The organism is Bradyrhizobium sp. (genome assembly GCF_016213215.1).
Taxonomy (GTDB): domain Bacteria; phylum Pseudomonadota; class Alphaproteobacteria; order Rhizobiales; family Xanthobacteraceae; genus Bradyrhizobium.
The window spans coordinates 1-22477 of record NZ_JACRAW010000012.1 but is presented as its reverse complement, the minus strand read 5'-3'; the positions used below and the strand labels follow the sequence as shown (position 1 = coordinate 22477).

Below are 22477 nucleotides of genomic sequence, written 5' to 3'. Positions count from 1 at the left end.
TCAATAGCGGTCAATCTCTTCCCGAGCGCTCCTACCTTCTCCCCTTGTGGGAGAGGGTGGCGAAATCGAGCGAAGCGAGATGTTGCCGGGTGAGGGGTCTCTCTCCGCGGCGACAGACCCCTCATCCGGCGCGGATTGCATCCGCGCCACCTTCTCCCACAAGGGGAGAAGGAAAGAAGACATAGGGAAGACTCTCTCATGGCAATCAGGTTTGACGGACGCGTCGCCATCGTCACCGGCGCGGGCAATGGTCTGGGGCGGGCGCATGCGCTGGGACTTGCCAGCCGCGGCGCCAAGGTCGTGGTCAACGATTTCGGCGGTGCGCGGGACGGTAGCGGCGGCTCCCTGAGCCCGGCGGAAAAGGTTGTCGAGGAAATCCGGAAATCCGGCGGCACCGCGATGGCCGACGGCGCCGATGTCTCCAATTTCGAGCAGGTGACCGCGATGGTCGAGCGCGCCACCAAGGAGTGGGGCAGCGTCGATCTGTTGTGCGCCCACGCCGGCATCCTGCGCGACAAGTCGTTCGGCAAGATGGAAGTGGCCGATTTCCAGAAGGTACTGGACGTGCATCTCGTCGGCACCTTCTACTGCTGCAAGGCGGTGTGGAACGGAATGCGCGACCGCAACTACGGTCGCATTGTGATGACGACGTCGTCCTCCGGCCTGTTCGGCAATTTCGGCCAGGCCAACTACGGCGCGGCGAAAGCCGGCATGGTCGGCCTGATGAACGTGCTGGCGGAAGAGGGCCGCAAGAACAACATTCGCGTCAACATCATCTCGCCGACCGCGGCGACCCGCATGACTGAAGAGCTGCTGCCGCCGCAGGCGCTGGCCCTGATGAAGCCGCAGTCGATCACGCCGGCGGTCGAATACATGCTCAGCGAGGACGCGCCGACCCGCACCATCATGGGGGCGGGCGCGGGCTCGTTTGCGGTGATCAGGATCATCGAGAGCGAGGGCATCAACCTGCCGGAGTCCGAATGGACGCCGGACGCGGTCGCGGCCCACTTCGCCGAGATCAGCGACATGTCGAAGGCCAAGGCGCTGCAGGGCGCATTCGAGCAGACGAACAAGTACGTCAGCCAGGCCGCCGCGCGCGCCGGGATCAAATTGTAGCCTTTCGGCAAATTGCTAGCCTGCGTCATGGCCGGGCTTGTCCCGGCCATCCACGTCTTGGCGCCTTGCGAAAAGTTTGCGTGGATGCCCGGGACAAGCCCGGGCATGACGACCTTTAGTGCGGCGTCGCTGGAGCGTAAACTCGCATAATGGCATCCAGCTCTCGTAAAGAAATCGCCATCATCGGCGCCGGTCCTGCGGGGCTGATGGCGGCCGAAATCGTGGCGCAGGGCGGAGCGCGCGTCACCGTTTATGACGCGATGCCGTCGCCCGGGCGCAAGTTCCTCATGGCCGGCCGCGGCGGCCTCAATCTCACCCACAGCGAGCCGCTGCCGCAGTTTCTGGAGCGCTACCGCGAGGCCGCGCCGAGGCTCAAGGCCGCCATCGGCACCTTCCCGCCGCAGGCGCTGCGCGAGTGGAGCGAGAAGCTGGGCCAGCCGACCTTCGTCGGCACCAGCGGTCGCGTGTTTCCCAAAGTCTTGAAGGCTTCGCCCCTGCTGCGGGCCTGGCTGCGGCGGCTCGACGCGGCAGGCGTGAAGTTCGCGTTTCGTCATCGCTGGATTGGGTGGGACGAGCAGGGGCGTCTCACGTTTCAGGCGCCAGATGGGCTTCGTGTCGTTGATGCACGCGCGACGGTGCTCGCGCTGGGCGGCGCCAGTTGGCCGCGCCTCGGCTCGGACGGCAGCTGGGTCGGGATACTCGCCCCGAGGGGCGTTCAGGTCTCGCCGCTGCGGCCGGCCAACTGCGGCTTCATCGTCGCCTGGTCGGACATCTTTCGCGAGCGCTTCGAGGGCCAGCCGCTAAAGGGTATTGCCTTGGGCTTTGGCCTGCATGTCGTGCGTGGCGAAGCGATCATCACCAGGAGCGGCATCGAAGGCGGTGCCGTCTACGCGCTGTCGGCGGAGCTGCGCGAGGCGATCGCGGCGCAAGGCGAGGTCACCCTCCGCATCGCCTTGCGCCCCGATGTCGATCAGAACGAGGTGGCCAAGCGCCTGTCGTCGCCGCGCCGCAAGCAGTCGTTTTCGAACTTCCTGCGCAAGGCCGTGCAATTGTCGCCGGTCGCGATCGGATTGTTGCAGGAGGCGGCGATGCATACCGGCGTGTCGCTGTCCTCGCTTTCACCGGCGCAACTGGCCGAACTGATCAATGCCGTTCCGCTCAGGCTGACGGGCACCGCGCCGATTGCGCGTGCCATTTCGAGCGCCGGCGGCATTTCCTTCGACGAGCTCGACGCCGATTTCATGATCCGCCGTCTGCCCGGTGTCTTCGCGGCCGGCGAAATGCTCGACTGGGAGGCGCCGACCGGCGGCTACCTGTTGCAGGCTTCGTTCGCTACCGGCGCCGCCGCGGGCAGGGGCGTGTTGAAGTGGCTTTCTGGTGATCCTCATGGTGAGGAGGCGCGAAAGCGCCGTCTCGAACCATGAGGCCACGGTCGGGGCCTCATCCTTCGAGACGCCGCTTCGCGGCTCCTCAGGATGAGGTTCGATTACCGCAGCTTTCCCCTTGCGGCCACCTTGAGCGCGCCGGTGATTTCGTCGCCCCGCACCATCACCACTTCGTCCATCATGTTGACGACGACGCAGACGTGGTTCGGCACGATGCGCACGACGTCGCCGACATTGGGGCGCGTGTTGCTGCGCGACAGGTCGAGAAAGCCGTGCTCCTCGGCAAAGCGCGCAATCCTGGCTTCGGGGTGTTCCAGGATAAGACCGTGGCCTTCCAGCCCGCCGCTGTCCGACGTCAGGGTTTTCGAGCCGGCATCGAGTATGCCGCGCTCGGGCGCGGCGCGGCTCACCACGGTCGAATAGATGTGGAGCGCGCAATCGTCCCAGGTGGCAACGCCTGCGGCGACCTGCATGCGGTCGTTGTAGATATAGGTCCCGAAGCGGTGTTCGGTCCCGCCCTTGAGCTTGCCCAGATTTTTCAGGTTCGGCGTGCCGCCGGTCGAAACCATCGCAGCATCGAGCCCATGGGCGCGCACGCCGGCCAGCGCTTCATCAAGGAACTTCTGTGCTTCAACCCAGCCGGTCTCGGTCGGGTAGAGCATGAAGCCCGCGAAGGTCAGCCCCCTGGACGCCGCGATCTCGCGCGCCAGTGTCACGGCCTCGGCCGGCGTCTCGACGCCGGCGCGCTTGCGCCCGGTGTCGCATTCGACCACCACCGAAAGCGGGCGGCCCGATGCGGCCGCGGCCTGTGGCAGGCCGGCGATGACGGTGGAGTTGTCGGCCGCGACCGTCATGTGCGCTTTGGCCTGCAGCGCGGCCAGGCGCGCCATCTTTTCCTCGCCGATCAGGTTGTAGCTGATCAGGATGTCGTCGATCCCGGCGTCCGCCATGATCTCGGCCTCGCCGAGCTTCTGGCAGGTGATGCCTTTCGCGCCGGCCGCGATCTGCATCTTCGCCAGCACCGGACTCTTGTGCGTCTTGATGTGCGGGCGGTTGGCGAGGCCCGCCGCCTCGCAGGCCGCCTGAATACGGGCGATGTTGCGTTCGACCCGATCCATGTCGATGACGGCGCACGGCGTGCCGTATTCGCGGGCGATCCTGGCGGCGAGGGGAGTGGTCATATCATCTCTCTGCTTTCGACGTTCAGGCCTGTTCGATCTCTTCGCGCAACATTTCGAGCTCAAGCCAGCGGTCTTCGGCGGCGGCGAGTTCGTGCTGCGCCTTGGCCATGGCGGCGGAAGCTTCATCGAATTTCTTGCGATCCTTGGCGTAGAGGGCGGGATCGTCGAGGATACGCTGGAGTCTTGCGATGTCGGCGTGCAGGTCGTCGATCTTCTTGGGCAGCGTTTCCAGAGCGTGCTTCTCGTTGAAGCTCAGCCGTCGCCTGGGAGCCTGTGCCGGGGCAGCGGCTTTCGCCTCCTTCTTTTCTTCCCCGACCTGCGCCTTCACCGTCTCGCGCGTCAAGTCGCTGCCGCGCTGCGCCAGCATGTCGCTGTAGCCGCCGGCATATTCGATCCATTTGCCCTTGCCGTCCGGCGCGACCACCGAGCTCACGACACGATCGAGGAAATCGCGGTCGTGGCTGATCAGGATCACCGTGCCCTCGTAATCGCCTAGCATATCTTCCAGCACGTCGAGTGTCTCGAGGTCGAGATCATTGGTCGGCTCGTCCAGCACCAGCAAGTTCGAGGGCTTGGCCAGCGCCCGGGCCAGCATCAAGCGCCCGCGCTCGCCGCCGGAGAGCACTTCGAGCGGCGTGCCCCTCTGCTCCTGCGCGAACAGGAAGTCCTTCATGTAGCCGACGACGTGCTTCGGCTTGCCGCCGACCATGACGTGATCGCCGCGCCCGCCGGTAAGGGCTTCGGCCAGCGTCACCTTGGGATCGAGGCTTTCGCGGTGCTGGTCGAGCGTTGCCATCTCGATATTGGCGCCGAGCCTGACGCTGCCGGAGTCCGCTGCGATCGCGCCGGTGAGCAGATTGACCAGCGTGGTCTTGCCCGCGCCGTTCGGCCCGATGATGCCGAGCCGGTCGCCGCGCTGGATGCGGATCGAGAAATTGTCGACGATCCTGCGCTCGCCAAAGTCCTTGCTGATGCCTTTGGCCTCGATGACCATGCGGCCGGATTTTTCCGCTTCCGCAGCGGCGAGATTGGCGCTGCCGGCCGTACCACGATAGTTGCGCTTCTGCGCGCGCAGGGCGTGCAGGTTGGCGAGCCGCTTGACGTTGCGCTTACGCCGACCGGAGACGCCGTAGCGCAACCAATGCTCCTCATCGACGATCTTGCGCCCGAGCTTGTGCTGTTCGCGCTCTTCCTCCGCCAGCACCTCGTCGCGCCAGGCCTCGAACGCCGCAAAGCCCCGGTCGATCTGCTTGATCTTGCCGCGGTCGAGCCAGGCGGTAGAGCGGGACAGGTTGGAGAGGAAGCGCCGGTCGTGGCTGATCAGGACCAATGCGCTGCGGCGGCTGTCGAGCTCCCGTTCGAGCCATTCGATGGTGGTCAGGTCAAGGTGATTGGTCGGCTCGTCCAGCAGCAGGATGTCGGGCGATGGCGCCAGCACCCGCGCCAATGCGGCACGCCGGGCTTCGCCGCCGGACAGATGCGCGGGATTTTCATCGCCCGTCAGGCCGAGTTGCTCCATGAGATGGCGGGCCGGATGGCGGTCGTCACCCGGTGCAAGGCCCGCCTCGACATAGGCGAGGGTGGTCGGGTGGTCGCCGAAATCCGGCTCCTGCGGCAGGTAGCGGACAGTTGCTCCCGGTTGAACAAAACGCGTGCCGCCATCCGGTTCGACGAGGCCCGCCGCGATTTTCAGAAGCGTCGATTTGCCCGAGCCGTTACGGCCGACCAGGCAGACGCGCTCGGAAGGCGAGACCGTCAGATCGACGCCGGTCAGCAGCGGGGTGCCGCCGAAGGTCAGCGTGATAGATCTCAATTGGATCAGCGGCGGCGCCATGCTTCGGTCTCAACCCTGTCTTGGCGCCGGCTCTGCCGCGCGCTGGCGCTGGATGCGGCGGATGGTCTGATCGAGAGTCGACAGAAACGTCGAACGGTCTCGCGGCGCGAAGGATTTCGGGCCGCCGGTGACCTCGCCGGATGACCGCAGGTCGGTCATCAGGTTGCGCACGGCCAGGGTCATGCCGATCGACTGCTCCGTGAACGGCTTGCCGTTGGGTGCGATCACCTCGGCGCCGGCTTTCACGCAACGGCTCGCCAGCGGGATATCCGAGGTGATGACGATATCTCCCTTGCCGGCGCGTTCGGCAATCCAGTCGTCGGCAGCGTCCATGCCGGCACCCGCCGCCACGCGCTCGATCAGGGGATCCTGCGGCACGCGAATGAAATTGCCCGCGACCACGCTCACCGGGAGGGCGTGCCTGATCGCGACGCGGTAGATTTCGTCTTTGACTGGGCAGGCATCGGCGTCGACATAGATGCGGGGGGTGTTCAAAGAGCTCGTCATTCGCCTGCAGATCTGGGGAACGCGACCTGTGCGCTCAAGACGCGCGTGGTACCCCATTCGCGGCCGAATTGCGAGGAAAAGACGGACGGAAACGCGCTTGCCACGCCGGTTCCTCGGGCCGTACGATCATTCCATAAGCAAGACCAATGTCAGGGAAGGGCAGCATGCCGAACCGGCTCGAAACCTATCGTGTGGCGGCCTACAACACCGCCTGGCAATCCGAAAACAAGATGCATGACGATACTGTGGCCAAACGCTTCGGCTTCTCCGGCGGCCTCGTGCCTGGCGTCGACGTGATGGCCTACATGATGCACGTGCCGGTTGCGAAGTGGGGCCGCGCTTTCCTCGAACGCGGCCTGATCGACGCGCGGTTCATCAAGCCGGTCTATGACGGCGAGATGGCGGAGGTGGAGAGCCTCGAAAACGACGGTGAGCTGACGATCGAGGTTTTCAGCCGCGGCGAGCTGTGTGCCACCGGCACGGCCTCGCTGCCGGCATCCGCGCCCGCGGTCAACCTGAGTGCGTTCAAGGAGGTTGCCGCCGTTGCCGAACGTACGCCGGTCACCCCCGCGACCTTCGAGGTCGGCAAATGGCTCGGGACCGCGCCGCGCCGCTGGGCGGGGCAAGCCGCCAAGGAATATCTCGAGGATATCAGGGAAGCTGATCCGATCTACGACCGCGAAGGCCTCGGCCATCCCGGCCTCGTGCAGCGGGTGATGAATCGCGTGCTGGTCGACAACACCATTCTTGGGCCATGGATTCACGTCGGCAGCCGCATGCAGCTTCTGGCCGCGGCAAAGAGCGGCGACGAGATCGCCGCGCGCGCCAGGGTGATCGCCAATTACGAAAAGAAGGGCCACCGCTTTGTCGAATTCGATGCGCTGATCGTCGCCAACGGCAAGACGCCGATCGCCCATTGCCTGCATGTTGCGATCTACCAGCCGCGCGAGCAGGCCGCGGCGTAGCGGAACCGTCATTGCCGGGCTTGACCCGGCAATCCATCGGACGCGAGAAGCTCTCTCTTGAAGATGGATACGCGGGTCAAGCCCGCGTATGACGAGCGTTTGTTGCGGCGAAGGCGTTCCCCCACACTCATCCATCATGCCCCGCGAAGGCGGGGGCATCCCGTACGCCGGGGCATCTCGATTCTTGCCACGCCGTTTCTGGAATACTGGATCACCCGCTTTCGCGGGTGATGACAGTAGTGTTTGTGGATCAGCGAGAGACCCTCGAGGGAAGCGCCGGCCTACGCCGCCTTCGCCTTCGCGTCCTGGATGGCGCGCCAGATGCGTTCGGACGTCAGCGGCATGTCGAGGTGCTTGACGCCATATTCCGACAGCGCGTCGAGCACGGCATTGACCACGGTGGACAGGCTGCCGGCACAGCCGGCCTCGCCGCAGCCCTTGGTGCCGAGCGGATTGGACTTTGCCGGTACCGGATGATCGCCAACCGTCATGGACGGGATGTCTCCGGCACGCGGCAGCGCGTAATCCATCAGCGAGCCGGTGACGGGCTGGCCGTTGTCGTCGTAGCGGACATGCTCCATCAGCGCCTGGCCGATGCCCTGCGCGACCCCGCCGTGGATCTGGCCGGCGACCAGCATCGGATTGATCACGGTGCCGAAATCGTTGACGCCGGTGTAGCGCACGATCCGCACCTCGCCCGTATCCGGATCGATCTCGACCTCCGCGACATGGCAGCCGTTCGGGAATGCCGAGGGCACTGGCTGCGTGGTGTGGTCGACGTCGAGCGAAGAGGGCACGCCGTCCGGCACCTTGCCCTCGCGCAGGCGCTTGGCGAGCTCGATGATGTTGATGCTGCGGTCGGTCCCGGCGATGGTGAAGCGGCCGCCCGCGAATTCGATGTCGGCCTCGGCGGCCTCGAGCAGATGCGCCGCGGCGCGCTTGCCCTTCTCAATGACAAGGCTGGAGGCCTCGACGATGGCCATGCCGCTGGCCGTGATCGAGCGCGAGCCGCCGGTGCCGTTGCCGGTATGGACTACGTCGCTGTCGCCCTGTTCGAGCTTGACGCTTTCGAAGGGAACCCCCAGCTCCGCGCACAGCACCTGCGCGAACGGCGTGGCGTGGCCCTGGCCGTAATCGAGCGTGCCGGTGATCAGGCGTACCGAGCCGTCTTCCTCGAACACGATCTTGCCGAGCTCGACACCGGGCGGGGCGGTGACTTCGAGATAAGAGCCGACCGCGATGCCGCGCAGCTTGCCGCCTCTTCGGCTTTCGCGCTTGCGCTTGGCGAAGTTGTCATAGTCCGAAAGCTCGAGCGCCTTGCTGAACACCGCCTGGAAGTCGCCGCTGTCGTAGGTGACGCCTGACGAGGCCGCGAACGGCATCTGGTTCGGCTTGATGAAGTTGCGCTTGCGCAGGGTGAGGCGGTTGATGCCCATCTCGTCGGCCGCGCGGTCGATCAGCCGCTCCATGAAATAGTTGGCTTCGGGCCGGCCGGCGCCGCGATAGGCGCCCATGAGTGTGGTGTTTGTCAGCACCGTCTTGATATCGATGTTCATCAGGGGCGTGCGGTAGACGCTTCCGAGATTTTTCCCGATGTTGAGCGAGAGGGGAAGCGGGGCGACGCCGGTGATGTAGGCCCCGAGATTGCCGTAGCCGGAGATCTTGACCGCGAGGAAATGGCCGTCCGCATCGAGTGCGAGTTCGGCATGAATGTTCTGGGCACGGCCATGGTTGTCGGAGAGGAACGCGGTCGAGCGCTCGTCGGTCCACTTCACGGGACGGCCGAGTTCCTTGGCCGCGTGCAGGATGCACATATATTCGGGATAGTTGATGTTCTTCATGCCGAACGACCCGCCGACATTAGGCGTCAGCAGGTGGACCTTCTCGTTCGGTACGTTCAGGTTCTTCGCAAGGTTGGCGCGGTTGCCGGCGACGCCCTGGGTCGGGACCTGGATGGTGTAGCGCCCGGTCTTCGCATCGTAGGAGGCAAGCCCGACGCGAGGCTCCATCGAGACCACGGCGACGCGGGTGTTGAGGATGTCGAGCTTCGTCACATGCGCGGCGCCGGCAAAGGCGGCCTCGACCTTCGCGGTGTCGCCATAGTGATAGTCGAGCGCGACGTTGTTGGGGATGTGGTCGTAGAGCTGCGGCGCGCCGGGCTTGGCCGCTTCCTCGGGATCGGTGACGGCGGGCAGCGGCTCGATGTCGATGTCGATCGCTTCGGCCGCATCGCGCGCCTGCGCCAGCGTCTCCGCCACGACGAAGGCGACGGGATCGCCGACAAAGCGCACCTTGTCGCTCGTCAGCGGCAGGCGGTTGGTCTGCAACAGCGGCGTGCCGTCGCGGCTCTTCAGCGGAAGGCCGCAGGTAAAAGGCCCGTGGCCGGCTCCGACGAGGTCGGCGCCGGTCCAGACGCCGAGCACGCCCGGCATCGCCTTTGCGGCCGAAGTATCGATGCCGCGGATAACGCCGTGGGCATGGGTCGAGCGCACGATATACGCATAGGCTTGGCGGGGCAGGTTGAAGTCATCGGTGTAGCGGCCCTTGCCGCGCACCAACGTGTCATCTTCCTTGCGCCGGACCGGCTGGCCGACACCGTATTTTTGCAGTGCGATAGCAGTTTCGAGGGTCGTTGACGGCGTATGTTCTTGCATTGCAAACAACCTGAATGGCGGCTTTTCCCGCAATTTCGCGGGGCTCAGACCAGATAACGCACCGATAATGCGGCCACAACGCCTGATTAGGCATGGTCCGTGTGATGGATTGTTGCGCAGTCCTGCCGCGCTGCTAATGTTTCCCTCGAAAAAGCAATTCCAGACGGCCCTTCGAGGGCCGTGGAAAGACAGTTTGAATGAACGATGACACGGGGCTCCGTGATGGCCATGTGCCGCGCGGAGAGCTGCCGGGGTCGGCCACGACGGCGGCGCTTGCCACCGCCGAGCGGCCTCATGTGCAGAGTTCGGGAACCAGCGTCTATGCCGCGCTGGATCTCGGCACCAATAATTGCAGGCTGCTGATCGCCTGTCCGACCCACGACGGATTTCGCGTCGTCGATTCCTTTTCGCGGATCATCAGGCTGGGTGAAGGCATTTCGGCGACCGGCTGCATCAGCGAGGCGGCGACCGAGCGCGCCGTTGCCGCGCTCTCCATTTGCCGCGACAAGATCCAGTTCCGCAGGGCCAGGCGGCTGCGGCTGATCGCCACCGAAGCCTGCCGGGCCGCCTCGAACGCGCAGGATTTCCGCGATCGGGTGGCCGCCGAGACGGGTATTCACCTCGAAGTGATCGACCGCGAGACCGAAGCCGCGCTGGCCGTGCTCGGCTGTTCGCCGCTGGTCGACCCAAAAGGACGCGGCGCCATCCTGTTCGATATCGGCGGAGGTTCCACGGAACTGGTGCGGATCGAGCGCGATCCTCACGACAAGGACCGCAAGCCGCGAATCAAGTCCTGGATGTCGATCCCCCTCGGCGTCGTGACGCTGGCGGAGCATTTCGGTGGCCGCGACGTCACCGCGGAGTCCTACGCCCGGATGCAGCAGGAAGTGGCAGGGCACATCGCCCCCTTTGCGGAAGTGCATGGCCGCGATCTTGCCGACATGCACCTCCTGGGCACCTCAGGCACGGTGACCACGCTCGCCGGCATCCACCTGAACCTTGCCCGTTACGATCGCCGCCGGATCGACGGCATCTGGCTGGACGACGACGAAATCTCGGCGACTGTTACGCGCCTGCTCGGCATGAGCTATGAGGAACGGGCAAATAACAACTGCATCAGCGTCGAGCGCGCCGACCTCGTGCTTGCGGGCTGCGCCATCCTCGATGCGATCCGCCACGCGTTCCCGCTGCCACGGCTGCGGGTTGCAGACCGCGGCCTGCGCGAAGGCATGCTGGTCGAGATGATGCGCGAGGACGGCTCGCTGCGGAGCTGGTGAGGCACGATGGGCAAGGATTCAACCGGCCGGCTGCACATCACGGTGAAGACCGGCGGCAAGCGCAAGCTGTCCTCGAAACTGTGGCTGGAGCGCCAGCTCAATGATCCCTATGTGGCGCGCGCCAAGCGCGAGGGTTTTCGTTCGCGTGCCGCGTTCAAGCTGACCGAGATCGACGACAAGTATCACCTGCTCAAGCCCGGCATGGCCGTGGTCGATCTCGGCGCCGCGCCCGGCGGCTGGAGCCAGGTCGCCGCCAAGCGCGTCGGCTCCGCGGAGGGCAGGGGCAAGGTCGTCGCCATTGATGTGCTGGAGATGCCCGAGATTGCCGGCGTGAGCTTTGCCCAGCTCGACTTCATGGCCGACGATGCCCCGGAAAAGTTGATGGCGATGCTGGGCGGTCGCGCCGACGTCGTGATGTCGGACATGGCGGCCAACACCACCGGCCACCGTAAGACCGATCAGCTGCGCATCGTGGGCCTGGTGGAGACCGCGGCTGCCTTTGCCTGCGATGTGCTCAAGCCCGGCGGGACGTTCCTGGCAAAGGTGTTCCAGAGCGGCGCGGACGCGGAACTGCTCGCGCAGCTCAAGCGCGATTTTGCGGTCGTGCGTCACGTCAAGCCCGGCGCCAGCCGCCAGGATTCCTCGGAACGCTATGTCCTGGCGACCGGGTTTCGCGGAGCGGCGAGGCCATAGCCCTACAAGGGCGGCACGAGCGGAGCGAAGCAATACAGGATGATGGTCTGGGTTGCCTCTGCGAGTCACCCGCAGCTATGCCCGGCAAGGTCCGTCGCTACGCCGACGCCAATCTACATGTTCACTCAGTGCGTATCGACCCTGTAAGCCACAACAGTGCCGTCCATCATCATCGGGATCATGACAATGCTGTCCGGCCCCACGCCGAGATCGGCGCTCCCCTTGTTGAGCGAAAGGAGGCGCGTCGCGGTGCCATTGTTCGCGACGTGGAACAGCCCGCCGCTTACCCAATCGGTGACAAGATAGCCGCCTTTGCCAGCGGGCTCGACACCATCGAGATTGCCGACTGGTTTCGAGTCACCAAGAGCAGACACTTTCTTGGTCGCGAGATCGACCGCCTTCATGTGGCCGGGCACCTTGGTCGAGAAGTCCGGGGCCATCTTGCCCCACGACGCGACCACAAGCCGCCCGTCCTCGACCATAAGCCCGTTCGGGTTGTCGAGCGCGTCATCCTGCATCAGGAGCGACAGCTTGCCGCCATCGAGTACCCAAATGCTGTTTGTCACCATGTCGGAGACGTAGATCCGTCCCATCTTGTCAGCCGCGAGATCGTTCAAGAACTTGGATCCGGGTGCCTCGTACCGGTTGATGATTTCGCCCTTGGCCGTATCGATTTCCGCAATCCGATCCACATCTGCGGCGTACAGCTTGCCATTGGCGAGCGCCAGGCCGGTCGGACTGTCGAGTCCCTTGACCCACTCGATTGTCACGACCTTTCCATCCGGCCCGAGCTTTGAGATGAAGCCATTGCCATCCTTCTTCATCGGATCGCCGTTGACGTTCGACACATAGATAGCCCCCGCGGCTCGATCAAAGACCGCCGACTCGGGGCTCTTGAAGCCGCTCGCCTCCCACAGCTTCTGAGGTTCCGCGGCGACGGCACTAAAGGTGAGCACGGCAAACAGTAATGCGGAGAGCTGAGGTGCCCTCATGGTAGCCTCCTCCTGATTTGCCCCCAACGAGAGGAACGAGCCCGTCATCGCAGATGTTCCGCCGGCGCGCCGAACAATTTGAGACGCGCATGTCGAAGGTCGGATACAGCCGTCGCCAAGCTTTATGCGGCCGACGCGATCCTACATGGCACCGGGAGCAGAGATCCAACATTGGGGCGTCAGGCAATTACGCAATATCTGTTTGCCGCGCTTTCATGAGCGCCCGCTCTACCCCAGCCGCTGGTCCCGCGCGTCGCCGGTGGTCTCGCTCGCGGCTTTGACCGCGGCCTCTGCCGCGCCCTTGCGGCTGGAAATCTCGACCGCCTTGCGGCCCGAGATTTCGTGGCCGGCATCGTCCGGCATCTGCCAGAAGAACCAGGCCGAGGCCGCTGAAAGGATGGCGACCACGACAAAGGCCGGCGCGAAAACCTGCGCGTTCAGCTCGTGCACGTTGCCGAGCCACATGGTGGATTCGACCGAGAATGCGCCGACGGCAACGCCGGCGGAAATCGCCAGTTGCTGGTTGACGCTCACGAGCGTCGTGGCGCGGCTCATCTGAGCGTTCTCGACCTCGGCATAGGCGACCGTGTTGATGGCCGTGAACTGCAGCGAACGGAAGAAGCCGCCGACCACCAGAATGATCATGATCAGGAGCAGCGGCGTCGTCGCGGTGAACAGCGCGCAGGCGGCGAGGAAGAACGAAGAGACCACCGCGTTGACCGTCATCAGGTGGCGGAAGCCGAAGGTGCGGATGATGCGGGCGGCCAGCGTCTTCATGCCCATCGCACCGGCCGATGAAGCGAAGGTGACGAGGCCGGATTCGAAGGGCGTCAGCCCGAAGCCAATCTGCATCAATAGCGGCAGCAGGAACGGCAGCGCGCCGATGCCGAGGCGGAACATGAAACCGCCGATGATCGAGGCCCGGAGCGTCGCCAGGCGCAACAGGGAGAAATCCAGCACCGGCGAGCCCGTCCGCCGCGCATGAAAGACGTATAGCGTCATCGCGATCGAGCCGCTGGCGATCAGCGCGATCACGATGCTCCACGGCAGGAGGTTGAGGCCGGCCACCGACAGGCCGAAGGCAATGCCGGCGAGGCCAATGCCCGCGAGCACCATGCCGTAGAGGTCGAACGGCTCCTGGGTTTCGCTCTTGATCGGATCGATGAAGCGCAGGGCCATGAAAATCCCGAGCAGGCCGATCGGGATGTTGATCAGGAAGATCCAGTGCCAGGAGGCATAGGTGGTGATGAAGCCGCCGAGCGGCGGACCGATCACGGGTCCGATCAGGGCCGGAATGGTCACCCACGCCATGGCATTGACCAGCGCGCTCTTGTCGACCGAGCGCAGCAGCACCAGCCGGCCGACCGGCGTCATCATCGCGCCGCCCATGCCCTGTAGGATCCGCGCGAGCACGAAGTGGTGCACAGACGAGGACAGGGCGCAGCCGATCGAGCCGACCATGAAGACCCCGACCGCGATCGCGAACACGAGCCGCGCGCCGAAGTGGTCGGCGGTCCAGCCGCTCGCCGGGATGAATACCGCGAGCGACAACAAATAGGAGGTGATCGCAAGTTTCAGCGTCAGCGGGCTGGTGCCGATGTCGGCCGCAATCGCCGGTAGCGAGGTGGCGATGACCGTCGAGTCCATGTTCTCCATGAACAGGGCGGTCGCCACGATCAGCGGAATCACGCGTTGCTTGTTGACCGGCATGACCGATGAATGAGGGAGGCGGGAGTCGCGGATTATCATTCTCGCCGCCCGCAGGCCATTGCGGAACCGGATAAACGACCTAAATCCCGCGTGACGGCGGCATGACGCTTCTCCGCCGCCTTCCGGAGCTGGACGATGATCTACATTCTTGCCGCCTTGGTGCCGCCGCTTGGTCTCCTCCTGAACGGTCAGCCGTTCTCGGCGATCTTCAACCTCGTCCTGATCGTGTTTTGCGTCCTTTTCGGGCTGGTTTTTCCCATCCTGCTCTTGGTACCGTCGGCGCATGCCCTCATTGCGGTGCACATGAAGCGGGAGGACCGCCGCCATCGCGAGGTGGTCGAGGCGATCCGCCAGCACGGCCCGCCGCCCGGCTATCCGCGCTGACCCCCAAAAAGCCTGTGCATGGCTGCCAGCCCGTCCGAATTGCTTTGATTCGGCGGCCCGCCATGCTATCGACCGGCGTCAACCCCACCGATGGGCCTCGATTCGACGGCGATGCCGTATGGCAGCGCTGACGGCGACGTTCATCCCCGAACTTGTCGCGGCGGACCGCCGCTGAAAGGAGTTGGCAATGGCGCTGGCGCAAGGTCTTCAAGGCATCCGCGAAGCCTATACGTTCGACGACGTGCTGTTGAAGCCCGCCCTCTCGGACGTGCTGCCATCCGAAGTGGAAATCCGCTCGCGCGTCACGAGAGCCATTCCGCTGAACATTCCGATCATGGCGTCCGCGATGGACACCGTCACCGAGGCGCGCATGGCGATTGCGATGGCGCAGGCCGGCGGCATCGGCGTCATCCATCGCAATTTCGATCCCGAGGGGCAGGCGGCCCAGATCCGGCAGGTGAAGAAGTTCGAGTCCGGCATGGTGGTCAATCCGCTGACCATCGGTCCCGAGGCGACCCTGGACGATGCCTTGAGGCTGATGAGCGATCACGGCATTTCCGGCATCCCCGTCGTCACCGGCGCGGCCAAGAACCTGCCGGGCAAGCTGGTCGGCATTCTCACCAACCGCGACGTGCGTTTTGCGACCGACGGCCGGCAGAAGGTCTCCGAGCTGATGACGCATGAGCGCCTCGTCACGGTGCGCGAGGGCGTGAGCCAGGACGAGGCCAAGCGGATGCTGCACAAGCACCGCATCGAAAAGCTGGTTGTGGTCGACGATCAATATCGCTGCGTCGGCCTGATCACGGTGAAGGACATCGAGAAGGCGGTGGCGCATCCGCTCGCTTCCAAGGATGCGCAGGGGCGCCTGCGCGTTGCCGCCGCCACCACGGTCGGCGAGGGCGGCTATGAGCGCACCGAGCGATTGATCGACGCCGGCGTCGACGTTGTGGTGGTGGATACCGCGCACGGCCATTCCTCGCGCGTCTTGGAAGCGGTCAACCGCATCAAGCGCCTGTCCAACGCGGTGCAGGTGATCGCCGGCAACATCGCAACCAGGGAAGGCGCGCAGGCACTGATCGATGCCGGTGCGGACGCCATCAAGGTCGGCATCGGGCCGGGCTCGATCTGCACCACGCGCATCGTCGCCGGCGTCGGCGTGCCGCAGCTCACCGCGATCATGGACTCGGTTGAGGCGGCCAGGAAAGCAGACATCCCGGTCATCGCCGACGGCGGCATCAAGTATTCCGGCGACCTTGCCAAGGCGCTCGCCGCCGGCGCCGACATCGCCATGGTCGGTTCGCTGCTTGCCGGCACCGACGAGACGCCCGGCGAAGTGTTCCTGTGGCAGGGCCGCTCGTACAAGGCCTATCGCGGCATGGGTTCGGTCGGCGCGATGGCGCGCGGCTCCGCCGACCGCTATTTCCAGCAGGACATCAAGGACACGCTCAAGCTGGTGCCGGAGGGCATCGAGGGCCAGGTGCCCTACAAGGGGCCGGTGGGCAACGTCATGCACCAGCTCGCCGGTGGCCTGCGTGCCGCGATGGGCTATGTCGGCGCGCGCAACCTTGCGGAATTCCACGAGAAGGCGCAGTTCGTCCGCATCACCGGAGCGGGCCTGCGCGAAAGCCACGTGCACGACGTCGTCATCACGCGGGAAAGCCCGAATTATCCCGGCGGGGTGTAAGTTTCATTCTCCGTCATTCCGGGGCGATGCGTTAGCATCGAACCCGGAATCTCGAGATTCCGGGTTCGGTCCTGCGGACCGCCCCGGAATGACGGAGTGCATTTCAAACGCCGACATTCCGAGGAGCGTCAGCGACGAAGCAATCCAGTCTTGACTAGGCTGGACTGCTTCGCTTCGCTCGCAAGGACAAATATCATTGGAGGAAGCCATCATGTCCCAAGGCAAGCGCGTCGTTCTCGCTTCACGTCCGGTGGGCGAACCCAAAGCGTCCGATTTCCGCATCGAGGAATTCGCCGTTCCGACGCTGGGGCAAGGCGAGCTTCTGCTTCGCACCATCTGGCTGTCGCTCGATCCCTATATGCGCGGGCGCATGAGCGATGCCGCCTCCTACGCCGCGCCGGTGCCGGTCGGCGGCGTGATGGAAGGCGAAACGGTGTGCGAAGTGATCGCCTCCAACAATCCCGAATTTGCGACAGGAGAAATCGTGCGGTCGCGCCTGGGCTGGCTGACGCACGCGATCTCCAATGGCGAGAGGCTCATCAAGGTCGATTCGAAGCTCGCGCCGATCTCGACCTCCATCGGTGTGCTCGGCATGCCCGGCATGACGGCCTACACAGGCCTTCTCGACATCGGCAAGCCGCAGCCGGGCGAGACGGTCGTCGTTGCGGCGGCCTCCGGCGCGGTCGGATCGGCGGTCGGGCAGATCGCCAAGATCAAGGGCGCGCATGCCATCGGCATCGCCGGCGGCAAGGACAAGTGCGACTACGTCAGGAACGAGCTCGGCTTCGATGCCTGTATCGATCACCGCGATCCGGATTTCGCCGCCAAGCTGAAGGCCGCCTGCCCGAAGGGCATCGACGTCTATTTCGAGAACGTCGGCGGCGCGGTGTTCGAGGCGGTGTTCCCGCTGCTGAACCCGTTCGCGCGCGTGCCGGTCTGCGGCCTGATCGCGCATTACAACGACACCGAGGCGAAACCGCCGAAATGGGCGGCTTCGATGATGCGCGCGATCCTGACCAAGCGGCTGACGTTCCGCGGCTTCATCGTCTCGGATTTCGCCGCTCGCCACGGCGACTTCCTGCACGACATGTCGACCTGGGTGCGCGAGGGCAAGATCAAGTACAAGGAGTTCGTGACCGAGGGGCTCGAGAACGCGCCGACCGCATTCATGGGCCTGCTCAAGGGCGCCAATTTCGGCAAGCAGCTGGTGCGGGTCGGTCCGGACAAGGCCTGACGCGCTGGTGATGGACGATGGCTACGCCCTCAACGGCGTAGCCGAATTGTCACATTGGGCCGGAAACGGTACCCGAAGGCGGCAGCGCGCGCTTGACCGTAAAACCCAAGCGTCGAATCAATACACCAATCGCTGGGTGTAGCCATGTTCGAGCTGGGTATTCTCTGCGTCATTCTGCTGGCGGCCTTCTATTGGACGACGCTCTGGATCATGGGTCGTCGCGAAGACGTTCTGCACGGCAAGTTCGTTCACCCGGATCCAGCTTCGGCCGAGCCGAAAACGGTCGGGCGCCGGCTTCCGGAAGCGCCGCGGCTTCCACCCCCGCCGGTGTTGCCGCCGCCGCTGCCACCACGCGCCGATCCCAAGACGCTGCAGGCGCTGCTCGACACCATCAAGCGCGACCTGAAGGACGCCTCTCAGACTTGACTGGCCTGATCGATCCGGCGGCAAGCTCAGCTTCACCTCTCCCCAGGGAGAGGTCAGGACTGACGATGCGGTTAGAGCTGACCTAACTCTCGTCACGACGTTCCATTTCCGAGAGCAGCGAATCCAGGTCGACGTCGACCTGGCCGGGCGCGCGGACGTGGCGAACCTCGACGCTGTCGGGCCGGAAGCGATACTCCACCAGGCCGACGTGCTTGAGCCCGATCCGCTGCTGCCGCGCGTCGGAGATGACGAAGCCGGCGGACGGCGCCCAGATGTGCCGGCTCCGGCGATAGGTGAAATCCCTGAACTGATGGACATGGCCGCTGGCGATGAGCCGCAGGTCGACCGCGTCCAGCATCTCGATCAGCCGCTGCCGCGCGGGCTGCGGGACATAGCGGATCGCGGTCTCGGGAAGTTCCGGATCGTCGGGCGCCTCCAGGAACAGTGGCTTGTGCAGGAACAGGGCGATCGGCTTGCGACTCGCACGCGACAGTTCCGACGCCAGCCAATCGAATTGCTCGGCCTCGCAGCCAAGGCCCGAATTCATCACCAGCGAGTTGAGGCCGATGAAGCACCAGCCGGCAGCCTCGAATTGCCAGCGGTCTTCGCCGATTACCGAGCGGAACTGCCGGCGATGTGTGTCAGTGACGGGCTGCGATGGCGGCGAGCCGACAGCCGTCGGGTTGTCGCCGATGTCGTGGTTGCCCGGCAGGTAGCGGCAGGGAACCGGCAGGGCCTCGTGCAGGGCCTTGGCAAAGTCGAGGTCGTCGCGGCTGTTCGGCCCGTCAAAGGCCAGATCGCCGGTATTGACGACGAGATCGGGCCGGTGCCGATCGATGCGCTCGCTGACGCGATGGAAGTTGTCGGTCAGGCTCGCGTGGCGGCGGGCGAGGTGGGTGTCGGAGACCTGCGTCAGGCGGAATTCGGGCATGGTGCGATAATACAGGCGGGCCACGTCGGATTGATGACGGGCCGGACGGCTTCTCGCTCGTCCGCCCGGGGCCAAATCTCCCCGGATTCAGCGCCGCTTGACCGGCGAATTGGCGATGGTGGTTGAACGGCTTGATTGTGTTGGCAGACGGCCGCCGTTAATGACGGGGCGGGCAGGGCCCGGCGGAGAACATGAATGTCAGTCCAGATGGTCCTGTTGCCGGTCTTTGTCGAAGTCGCGCTGACCTTCGTGCTCTTGATCGCCATGGTGGCGGCGCGGCGGGCCACGCTGGTTGCCGGCGAGACCAGGATCAAGGACGTCGCGCTCGGACAGCCGAACTGGCCGGCCCGGGTGACCCGGATTGCGAACTGCTATCGCAACCAGTTCGAGCTGCCGGTCCTGTTCTACGTCCTGATCGCGCTGGCGCTGCCGCTCCGCCGTGCCGATCTGTTCATGGTGCTGATGTCGTGGGTGTTCGTCGTGGCGCGGCTGGCGCATGCCGGCGTTTTCGTCACCTCGAACGACTTCGGCCGGCGCTCGACCGTGTGGATCGCCGGCGCGCTGGTGCTGCTCGCGATGTGGATCTATTTCGCGCTGAAGATGCTCTTGCTGATCTGAGGCTTAAGAGCCGGATTTGAACTGAAAGATTGATATGACCCCTGCTGCCCGGCTCTCCGCGGCCATCGAGCTCATCGACGCCATCGAAACCCAGCGTGTTCCCGCCGCCAAGGCGTTGAAGGAGTGGGGTACGGCGCACCGCTTTGCCGGCTCGGGCGATCGCGCCGCGATCGCAGGGCTGGTCTGGGACGTGCTGCGCCGCTACGCCTCCAGCGCCTTCATCATGGATGCCGACACGCCGCGGGCGCGGGTGCTCGGCATGCTCCACCTCGAGCGCGGCATGGACGCTGCGACCATCGCCGCGCTGTGCGACGGCAGCCGCTTCGCGCCGGCGCCCTTGAGCGATGCCGAACAGAAGGCGCTTGCCTCGCGCTCGCTCGACGGCGCGCCCGCAGCCGTCGCCGGCGACTATCCGGAATGGCTCGATCCTTATCTGGCGCAGGTCTTCGGCGAGGACCGCGCGCTCGAGGCCGCCGCCATGGCGAGCCGGGCGCCGCTCGACCTGCGCGTCAACACGCTCAAGGCCGGCCGCGAAAAGGTATCGCGCTCGCTGTCTCATCTCGGCGCGAGACAAACGCCGTGGTCGCCGTGGGGGCTGCGCATCGAGCTTTCCGCCGACGCCCGCAACATAGGGGTCCATGCCGAGGAGGACTTCATCAAGGGCGGCATTGAAGTTCAGGATGAAGGTTCGCAGCTGGCGGCGTTTTTTTCCGGGGCAAAACCCGGCGAGCAGGTCATCGACCTGTGCGCCGGCGCGGGCGGCAAGACGCTGGCGCTGGCGGCCATGATGCAGGGCAAGGGCCGCCTGATCGCCACCGACCGTGACAAGCGGCAGCTCGCACCGATCCACGAGCGGCTGTCGCGCGCCGGCGTCCACAATGCGGAAGTGCGCACGCCGAAGGGCGAGAGCGAGCCGCTTGCCGGCATCAAGGCGTCCGCCGACCTCGTCGTCATCGACGCGCCGTGCACGGGAACCGGGACCTGGCGCCGCAATCCCGACGCCAAGTGGCGGATGCGCCCGGGCGCGCTGGAGGTGCGGTTGAAGGACCAGGCCGAGGCGCTGGAGCGCGCCGCTCCCCTGGTCAAGCCGGGCGGCCGCATCGCCTACATCACCTGTTCGGTGCTGGCGCCGGAGAACGGCGAGCAGGTCCGCGCCTTTGTTGCTCGTCATCCCGAATTCGCGGTGGTGCCTCCAGAACAGACGGTCGGCGAGCTCGGCGGCAAGGCCGAAGCCTTCGCCGCCGCCGCGCTGCGCTCGGCCGAAGGCTGGCTGATGACCCCGCGCCGCACCGGCACCGATGGGTTCTTCGTGTCGGTGCTGAAGCGGGGCGGCTGACGCACGCGTCATTGCGAGTCCCGTCTTTGCGAGCGAAGCGAAGCAATCCAGAATGTATCCACGGCGATAGTCTGGATCGCTTCGCTTCGCTCGCGATGACGGCTCGCTACTGCGCCACGTGATTGGCCGAGCCCTGGATGATCTTCCCGTCCGCGTCGACGCGCAGGTATTCGCAGATCTTCTTGCCGCGCTCGTTCTCGTAGAACACCACCATGCTGTCCGGGCTGACGAAAACATCGATCAGCTCGAAATGCAGGTTGGGCAGCAGCTCCAGCCCCTTGCTCCAATAGGCGCGCAGCCGGTCCTTGCCGCGCAGCGTTCCGGTGGAATCGAAGCCGAAGCCGGCGATATGCTCGGAGCTCATCTCGGCATGGTCAGCATAGAGCGCGAGCACGCGTTCCAGATCGCGTGAATTCCAGGCCGCGATCCACTCGCGTCCGAGCGCCGCCAATGCCGCTGGCTGATGGTGATCCGGCATGATTTCCTCCTTGGCAAATTAGGTCAATAATACTGACATATATTACCCTTGTAAATGCCCAAATAAGAATGTGGGCCGGCGCCGGTGCGCGGTTGCGAGGCCGTGCCTCGTCGCGTATCTGCTTGCCATGACAGCAGCACAGAAAGCCCGCGAGTCGATGTCCCCGGTGGCCTCGGCGCATGACAAGATTCTGATTGTCGACTTCGGCAGCCAGGTAACCCAGCTGATCGCCCGGCGCGTGCGCGAAGACGGCGTCTATTGCGAGATCGTCCCGTTCCAGAAGGCCGAAGCCGCCTTTGAGGAGATGAAGCCGAAAGCGGTGATCCTGTCCGGCGGCCCCGAGTCCGTCCATGAGGAAGGCTCCCCGCGCGCGCCGCAAGCCATCTTCGATTCCGGCGTGCCGGTGCTCGGCATCTGCTACGGCCAGATGACCATGGCGGCCCAGCTCGGCGGCGACATCGAGGGCGGCCATCACCGCGAATTCGGCCGCGCCGACGTCGAGGTGAAAGCCGCGAGCCGCCTGTTCGAGGACACCTGGGCGATGGGCGAACGCCACCAGGTGTGGATGAGCCATGGCGACCGCATCACCAGGATGCCGCCCGGCTTTTCCGTCGCCGGCACCTCGCCGAACGCGCCGTTCGCGGTGATCCAGGACGAGAAGCGCAAGTACTACGGCGTGATGTTCCATCCCGAGGTGGTGCACACGCCTGATGGGGCCAGGCTGATCCGCAATTTCGTGCGCAGGATCGCCGGCCTTAGCGGCGACTGGACCATGCGCGCCTTCCGCGAGGAGGCGATCCAGAAGATCCGCAACCAGGTCGGCAGTGGCAAGGTGATCTGCGGCCTCTCGGGCGGCGTCGATTCCGCGGTGGCCGCGGTGCTGATCCATGAGGCGATCGGCGAGCAGCTCACTTGCGTGTTCGTCGATCATGGCTTGCTGCGGTTGGCCGAGGCGCAGAAGGTCGTGACGCTGTTCCGCGACAGCTACAACATTCCGCTGGTGCATGTCGACGTCAGCGAGGTATTCCTCAAGGCGCTCGCCGGCGTCGAGGACCCCGAGCAGAAACGCAAG

The 22477-nt window shown here is 65.1% G+C and carries 20 protein-coding genes; 12 read left to right on the top strand and 8 right to left on the bottom strand.

The window, feature by feature from the left end; all coding sequences use genetic code 11:
• Nucleotides 1-198 precede the first annotated feature (198 nt).
• Nucleotides 199-1116, top strand: a complete 918-nt coding sequence (locus HY852_RS03485) for an SDR family NAD(P)-dependent oxidoreductase (protein ID WP_291602657.1) — start codon at nucleotides 199-201, stop codon at nucleotides 1114-1116.
• A gap of 149 nt (nucleotides 1117-1265) precedes the next feature.
• Entirely contained in the window at nucleotides 1266-2540 is a 1275-nt protein-coding gene (locus tag HY852_RS03480) for a TIGR03862 family flavoprotein (RefSeq protein ID WP_291602654.1), read from the top strand.
• A 62-nt stretch (nucleotides 2541-2602) separates the two neighbouring features.
• On the opposite strand, the gene HY852_RS03475 is transcribed toward HY852_RS03480, so the two are convergent.
• From HY852_RS03475 to HY852_RS03465, 3 genes are read right to left on the bottom strand one after another with little or no spacing between them, the layout of a single operon-like run.
• A complete protein-coding gene (locus HY852_RS03475; RefSeq protein ID WP_291602651.1) occupies nucleotides 2603-3682 on the bottom strand; it encodes a D-TA family PLP-dependent enzyme in 1080 nt (359 codons plus the stop codon).
• A 22-nt stretch (nucleotides 3683-3704) separates the two neighbouring features.
• Nucleotides 3705-5516: an ABC-F family ATP-binding cassette domain-containing protein gene (locus HY852_RS03470; protein WP_291602649.1), complete on the bottom strand. Its 1812-nt coding sequence runs from the start codon at nucleotides 5514-5516 to the stop codon at nucleotides 3705-3707.
• Nucleotides 5517-5525: 9 nt separating this feature from the next.
• The gene (locus HY852_RS03465; protein WP_291602647.1) at nucleotides 5526-6023 is read right to left on the bottom strand and encodes a YaiI/YqxD family protein; all 498 of its coding nucleotides are present in this window, start codon (nucleotides 6021-6023) and stop codon (nucleotides 5526-5528) included.
• Nucleotides 6024-6187: 164 nt separating this feature from the next.
• Here HY852_RS03465 and HY852_RS03460 point away from each other — a divergent pair, with 164 nt between their 5' ends.
• Nucleotides 6188-6988 carry a hypothetical protein gene (locus tag HY852_RS03460; protein ID WP_291602645.1) on the top strand — a complete coding sequence of 267 codons (801 nt, stop codon included), beginning with the start codon at nucleotides 6188-6190 and terminating at the stop codon, nucleotides 6986-6988.
• Between the two features lie 281 nt (nucleotides 6989-7269).
• On the opposite strand, the gene HY852_RS03455 is transcribed toward HY852_RS03460, so the two are convergent.
• Entirely contained in the window at nucleotides 7270-9642 is a 2373-nt protein-coding gene (locus tag HY852_RS03455) for a xanthine dehydrogenase family protein molybdopterin-binding subunit (protein WP_291602643.1), read from the bottom strand.
• Nucleotides 9643-9839: 197 nt separating this feature from the next.
• Here HY852_RS03455 and HY852_RS03450 point away from each other — a divergent pair, with 197 nt between their 5' ends.
• Nucleotides 9840-10919, top strand: a complete 1080-nt coding sequence (locus HY852_RS03450) for a Ppx/GppA phosphatase family protein (protein WP_291602640.1) — start codon at nucleotides 9840-9842, stop codon at nucleotides 10917-10919.
• A gap of 6 nt (nucleotides 10920-10925) precedes the next feature.
• Nucleotides 10926-11612 carry an RlmE family RNA methyltransferase gene (locus HY852_RS03445; RefSeq protein WP_291602638.1) on the top strand — a complete coding sequence of 229 codons (687 nt, stop codon included), beginning with the start codon at nucleotides 10926-10928 and terminating at the stop codon, nucleotides 11610-11612.
• 125 nt (nucleotides 11613-11737) lie between these two features.
• On the opposite strand, the gene HY852_RS03440 is transcribed toward HY852_RS03445, so the two are convergent.
• Both HY852_RS03440 and HY852_RS03435 read right to left on the bottom strand, forming a co-directional pair.
• Complete coding sequence (locus tag HY852_RS03440) at nucleotides 11738-12604, bottom strand: hypothetical protein (RefSeq protein WP_291602635.1); 867 nt, start codon at nucleotides 12602-12604, stop codon at nucleotides 11738-11740.
• A 228-nt stretch (nucleotides 12605-12832) separates the two neighbouring features.
• Complete coding sequence (locus HY852_RS03435; protein WP_291602659.1) at nucleotides 12833-14314, bottom strand: MFS transporter; 1482 nt, start codon at nucleotides 14312-14314, stop codon at nucleotides 12833-12835.
• Nucleotides 14315-14449: 135 nt separating this feature from the next.
• Between HY852_RS03435 and HY852_RS03430 the strand changes: the two genes are divergently transcribed.
• The 4 genes from HY852_RS03430 to HY852_RS03415 all read left to right on the top strand — a co-directional run bounded on the left by HY852_RS03430 (nucleotide 14450) and on the right by HY852_RS03415 (nucleotide 18042).
• On the top strand, nucleotides 14450-14698 hold the full coding sequence (locus HY852_RS03430) for a hypothetical protein (protein ID WP_291602633.1): 249 nt from the start codon (nucleotides 14450-14452) through the stop codon (nucleotides 14696-14698).
• Nucleotides 14699-14885: 187 nt separating this feature from the next.
• Nucleotides 14886-16382, top strand: coding sequence for an IMP dehydrogenase (gene guaB, locus HY852_RS03425; RefSeq protein ID WP_291602631.1), 1497 nt, complete (start codon nucleotides 14886-14888; stop codon nucleotides 16380-16382).
• Nucleotides 16383-16593: 211 nt separating this feature from the next.
• A complete protein-coding gene (locus HY852_RS03420) occupies nucleotides 16594-17616 on the top strand; it encodes an NADP-dependent oxidoreductase (protein WP_291602629.1) in 1023 nt (340 codons plus the stop codon).
• A gap of 144 nt (nucleotides 17617-17760) precedes the next feature.
• Nucleotides 17761-18042, top strand: a complete 282-nt coding sequence (locus HY852_RS03415) for a hypothetical protein (protein ID WP_291602627.1) — start codon at nucleotides 17761-17763, stop codon at nucleotides 18040-18042.
• An 82-nt stretch (nucleotides 18043-18124) separates the two neighbouring features.
• Here the strand turns inward: HY852_RS03415 and HY852_RS03410 are convergent, their stop codons facing one another.
• Entirely contained in the window at nucleotides 18125-18973 is an 849-nt protein-coding gene (locus tag HY852_RS03410) for a metallophosphoesterase (RefSeq protein WP_291602658.1), read from the bottom strand.
• Nucleotides 18974-19168: 195 nt separating this feature from the next.
• Here HY852_RS03410 and HY852_RS03405 point away from each other — a divergent pair, with 195 nt between their 5' ends.
• Both HY852_RS03405 and HY852_RS03400 read left to right on the top strand, forming a co-directional pair.
• Entirely contained in the window at nucleotides 19169-19591 is a 423-nt protein-coding gene (locus HY852_RS03405; RefSeq protein WP_291602625.1) for an MAPEG family protein, read from the top strand.
• Between the two features lie 34 nt (nucleotides 19592-19625).
• Entirely contained in the window at nucleotides 19626-20927 is a 1302-nt protein-coding gene (locus tag HY852_RS03400; RefSeq protein WP_291602623.1) for an RsmB/NOP family class I SAM-dependent RNA methyltransferase, read from the top strand.
• A 106-nt stretch (nucleotides 20928-21033) separates the two neighbouring features.
• Here HY852_RS03400 and HY852_RS03395 read toward each other — a convergent pair whose 3' ends face one another.
• Nucleotides 21034-21405, bottom strand: coding sequence for a nuclear transport factor 2 family protein (locus HY852_RS03395; protein WP_291602621.1), 372 nt, complete (start codon nucleotides 21403-21405; stop codon nucleotides 21034-21036).
• 127 nt (nucleotides 21406-21532) lie between these two features.
• On the opposite strand from HY852_RS03395, the gene guaA reads away from it, so the two are divergent.
• Nucleotides 21533-22477: glutamine-hydrolyzing GMP synthase (gene guaA / locus HY852_RS03390; RefSeq protein WP_291602619.1), on the top strand; the 945-nt coding region annotated here is incomplete at its 3' end.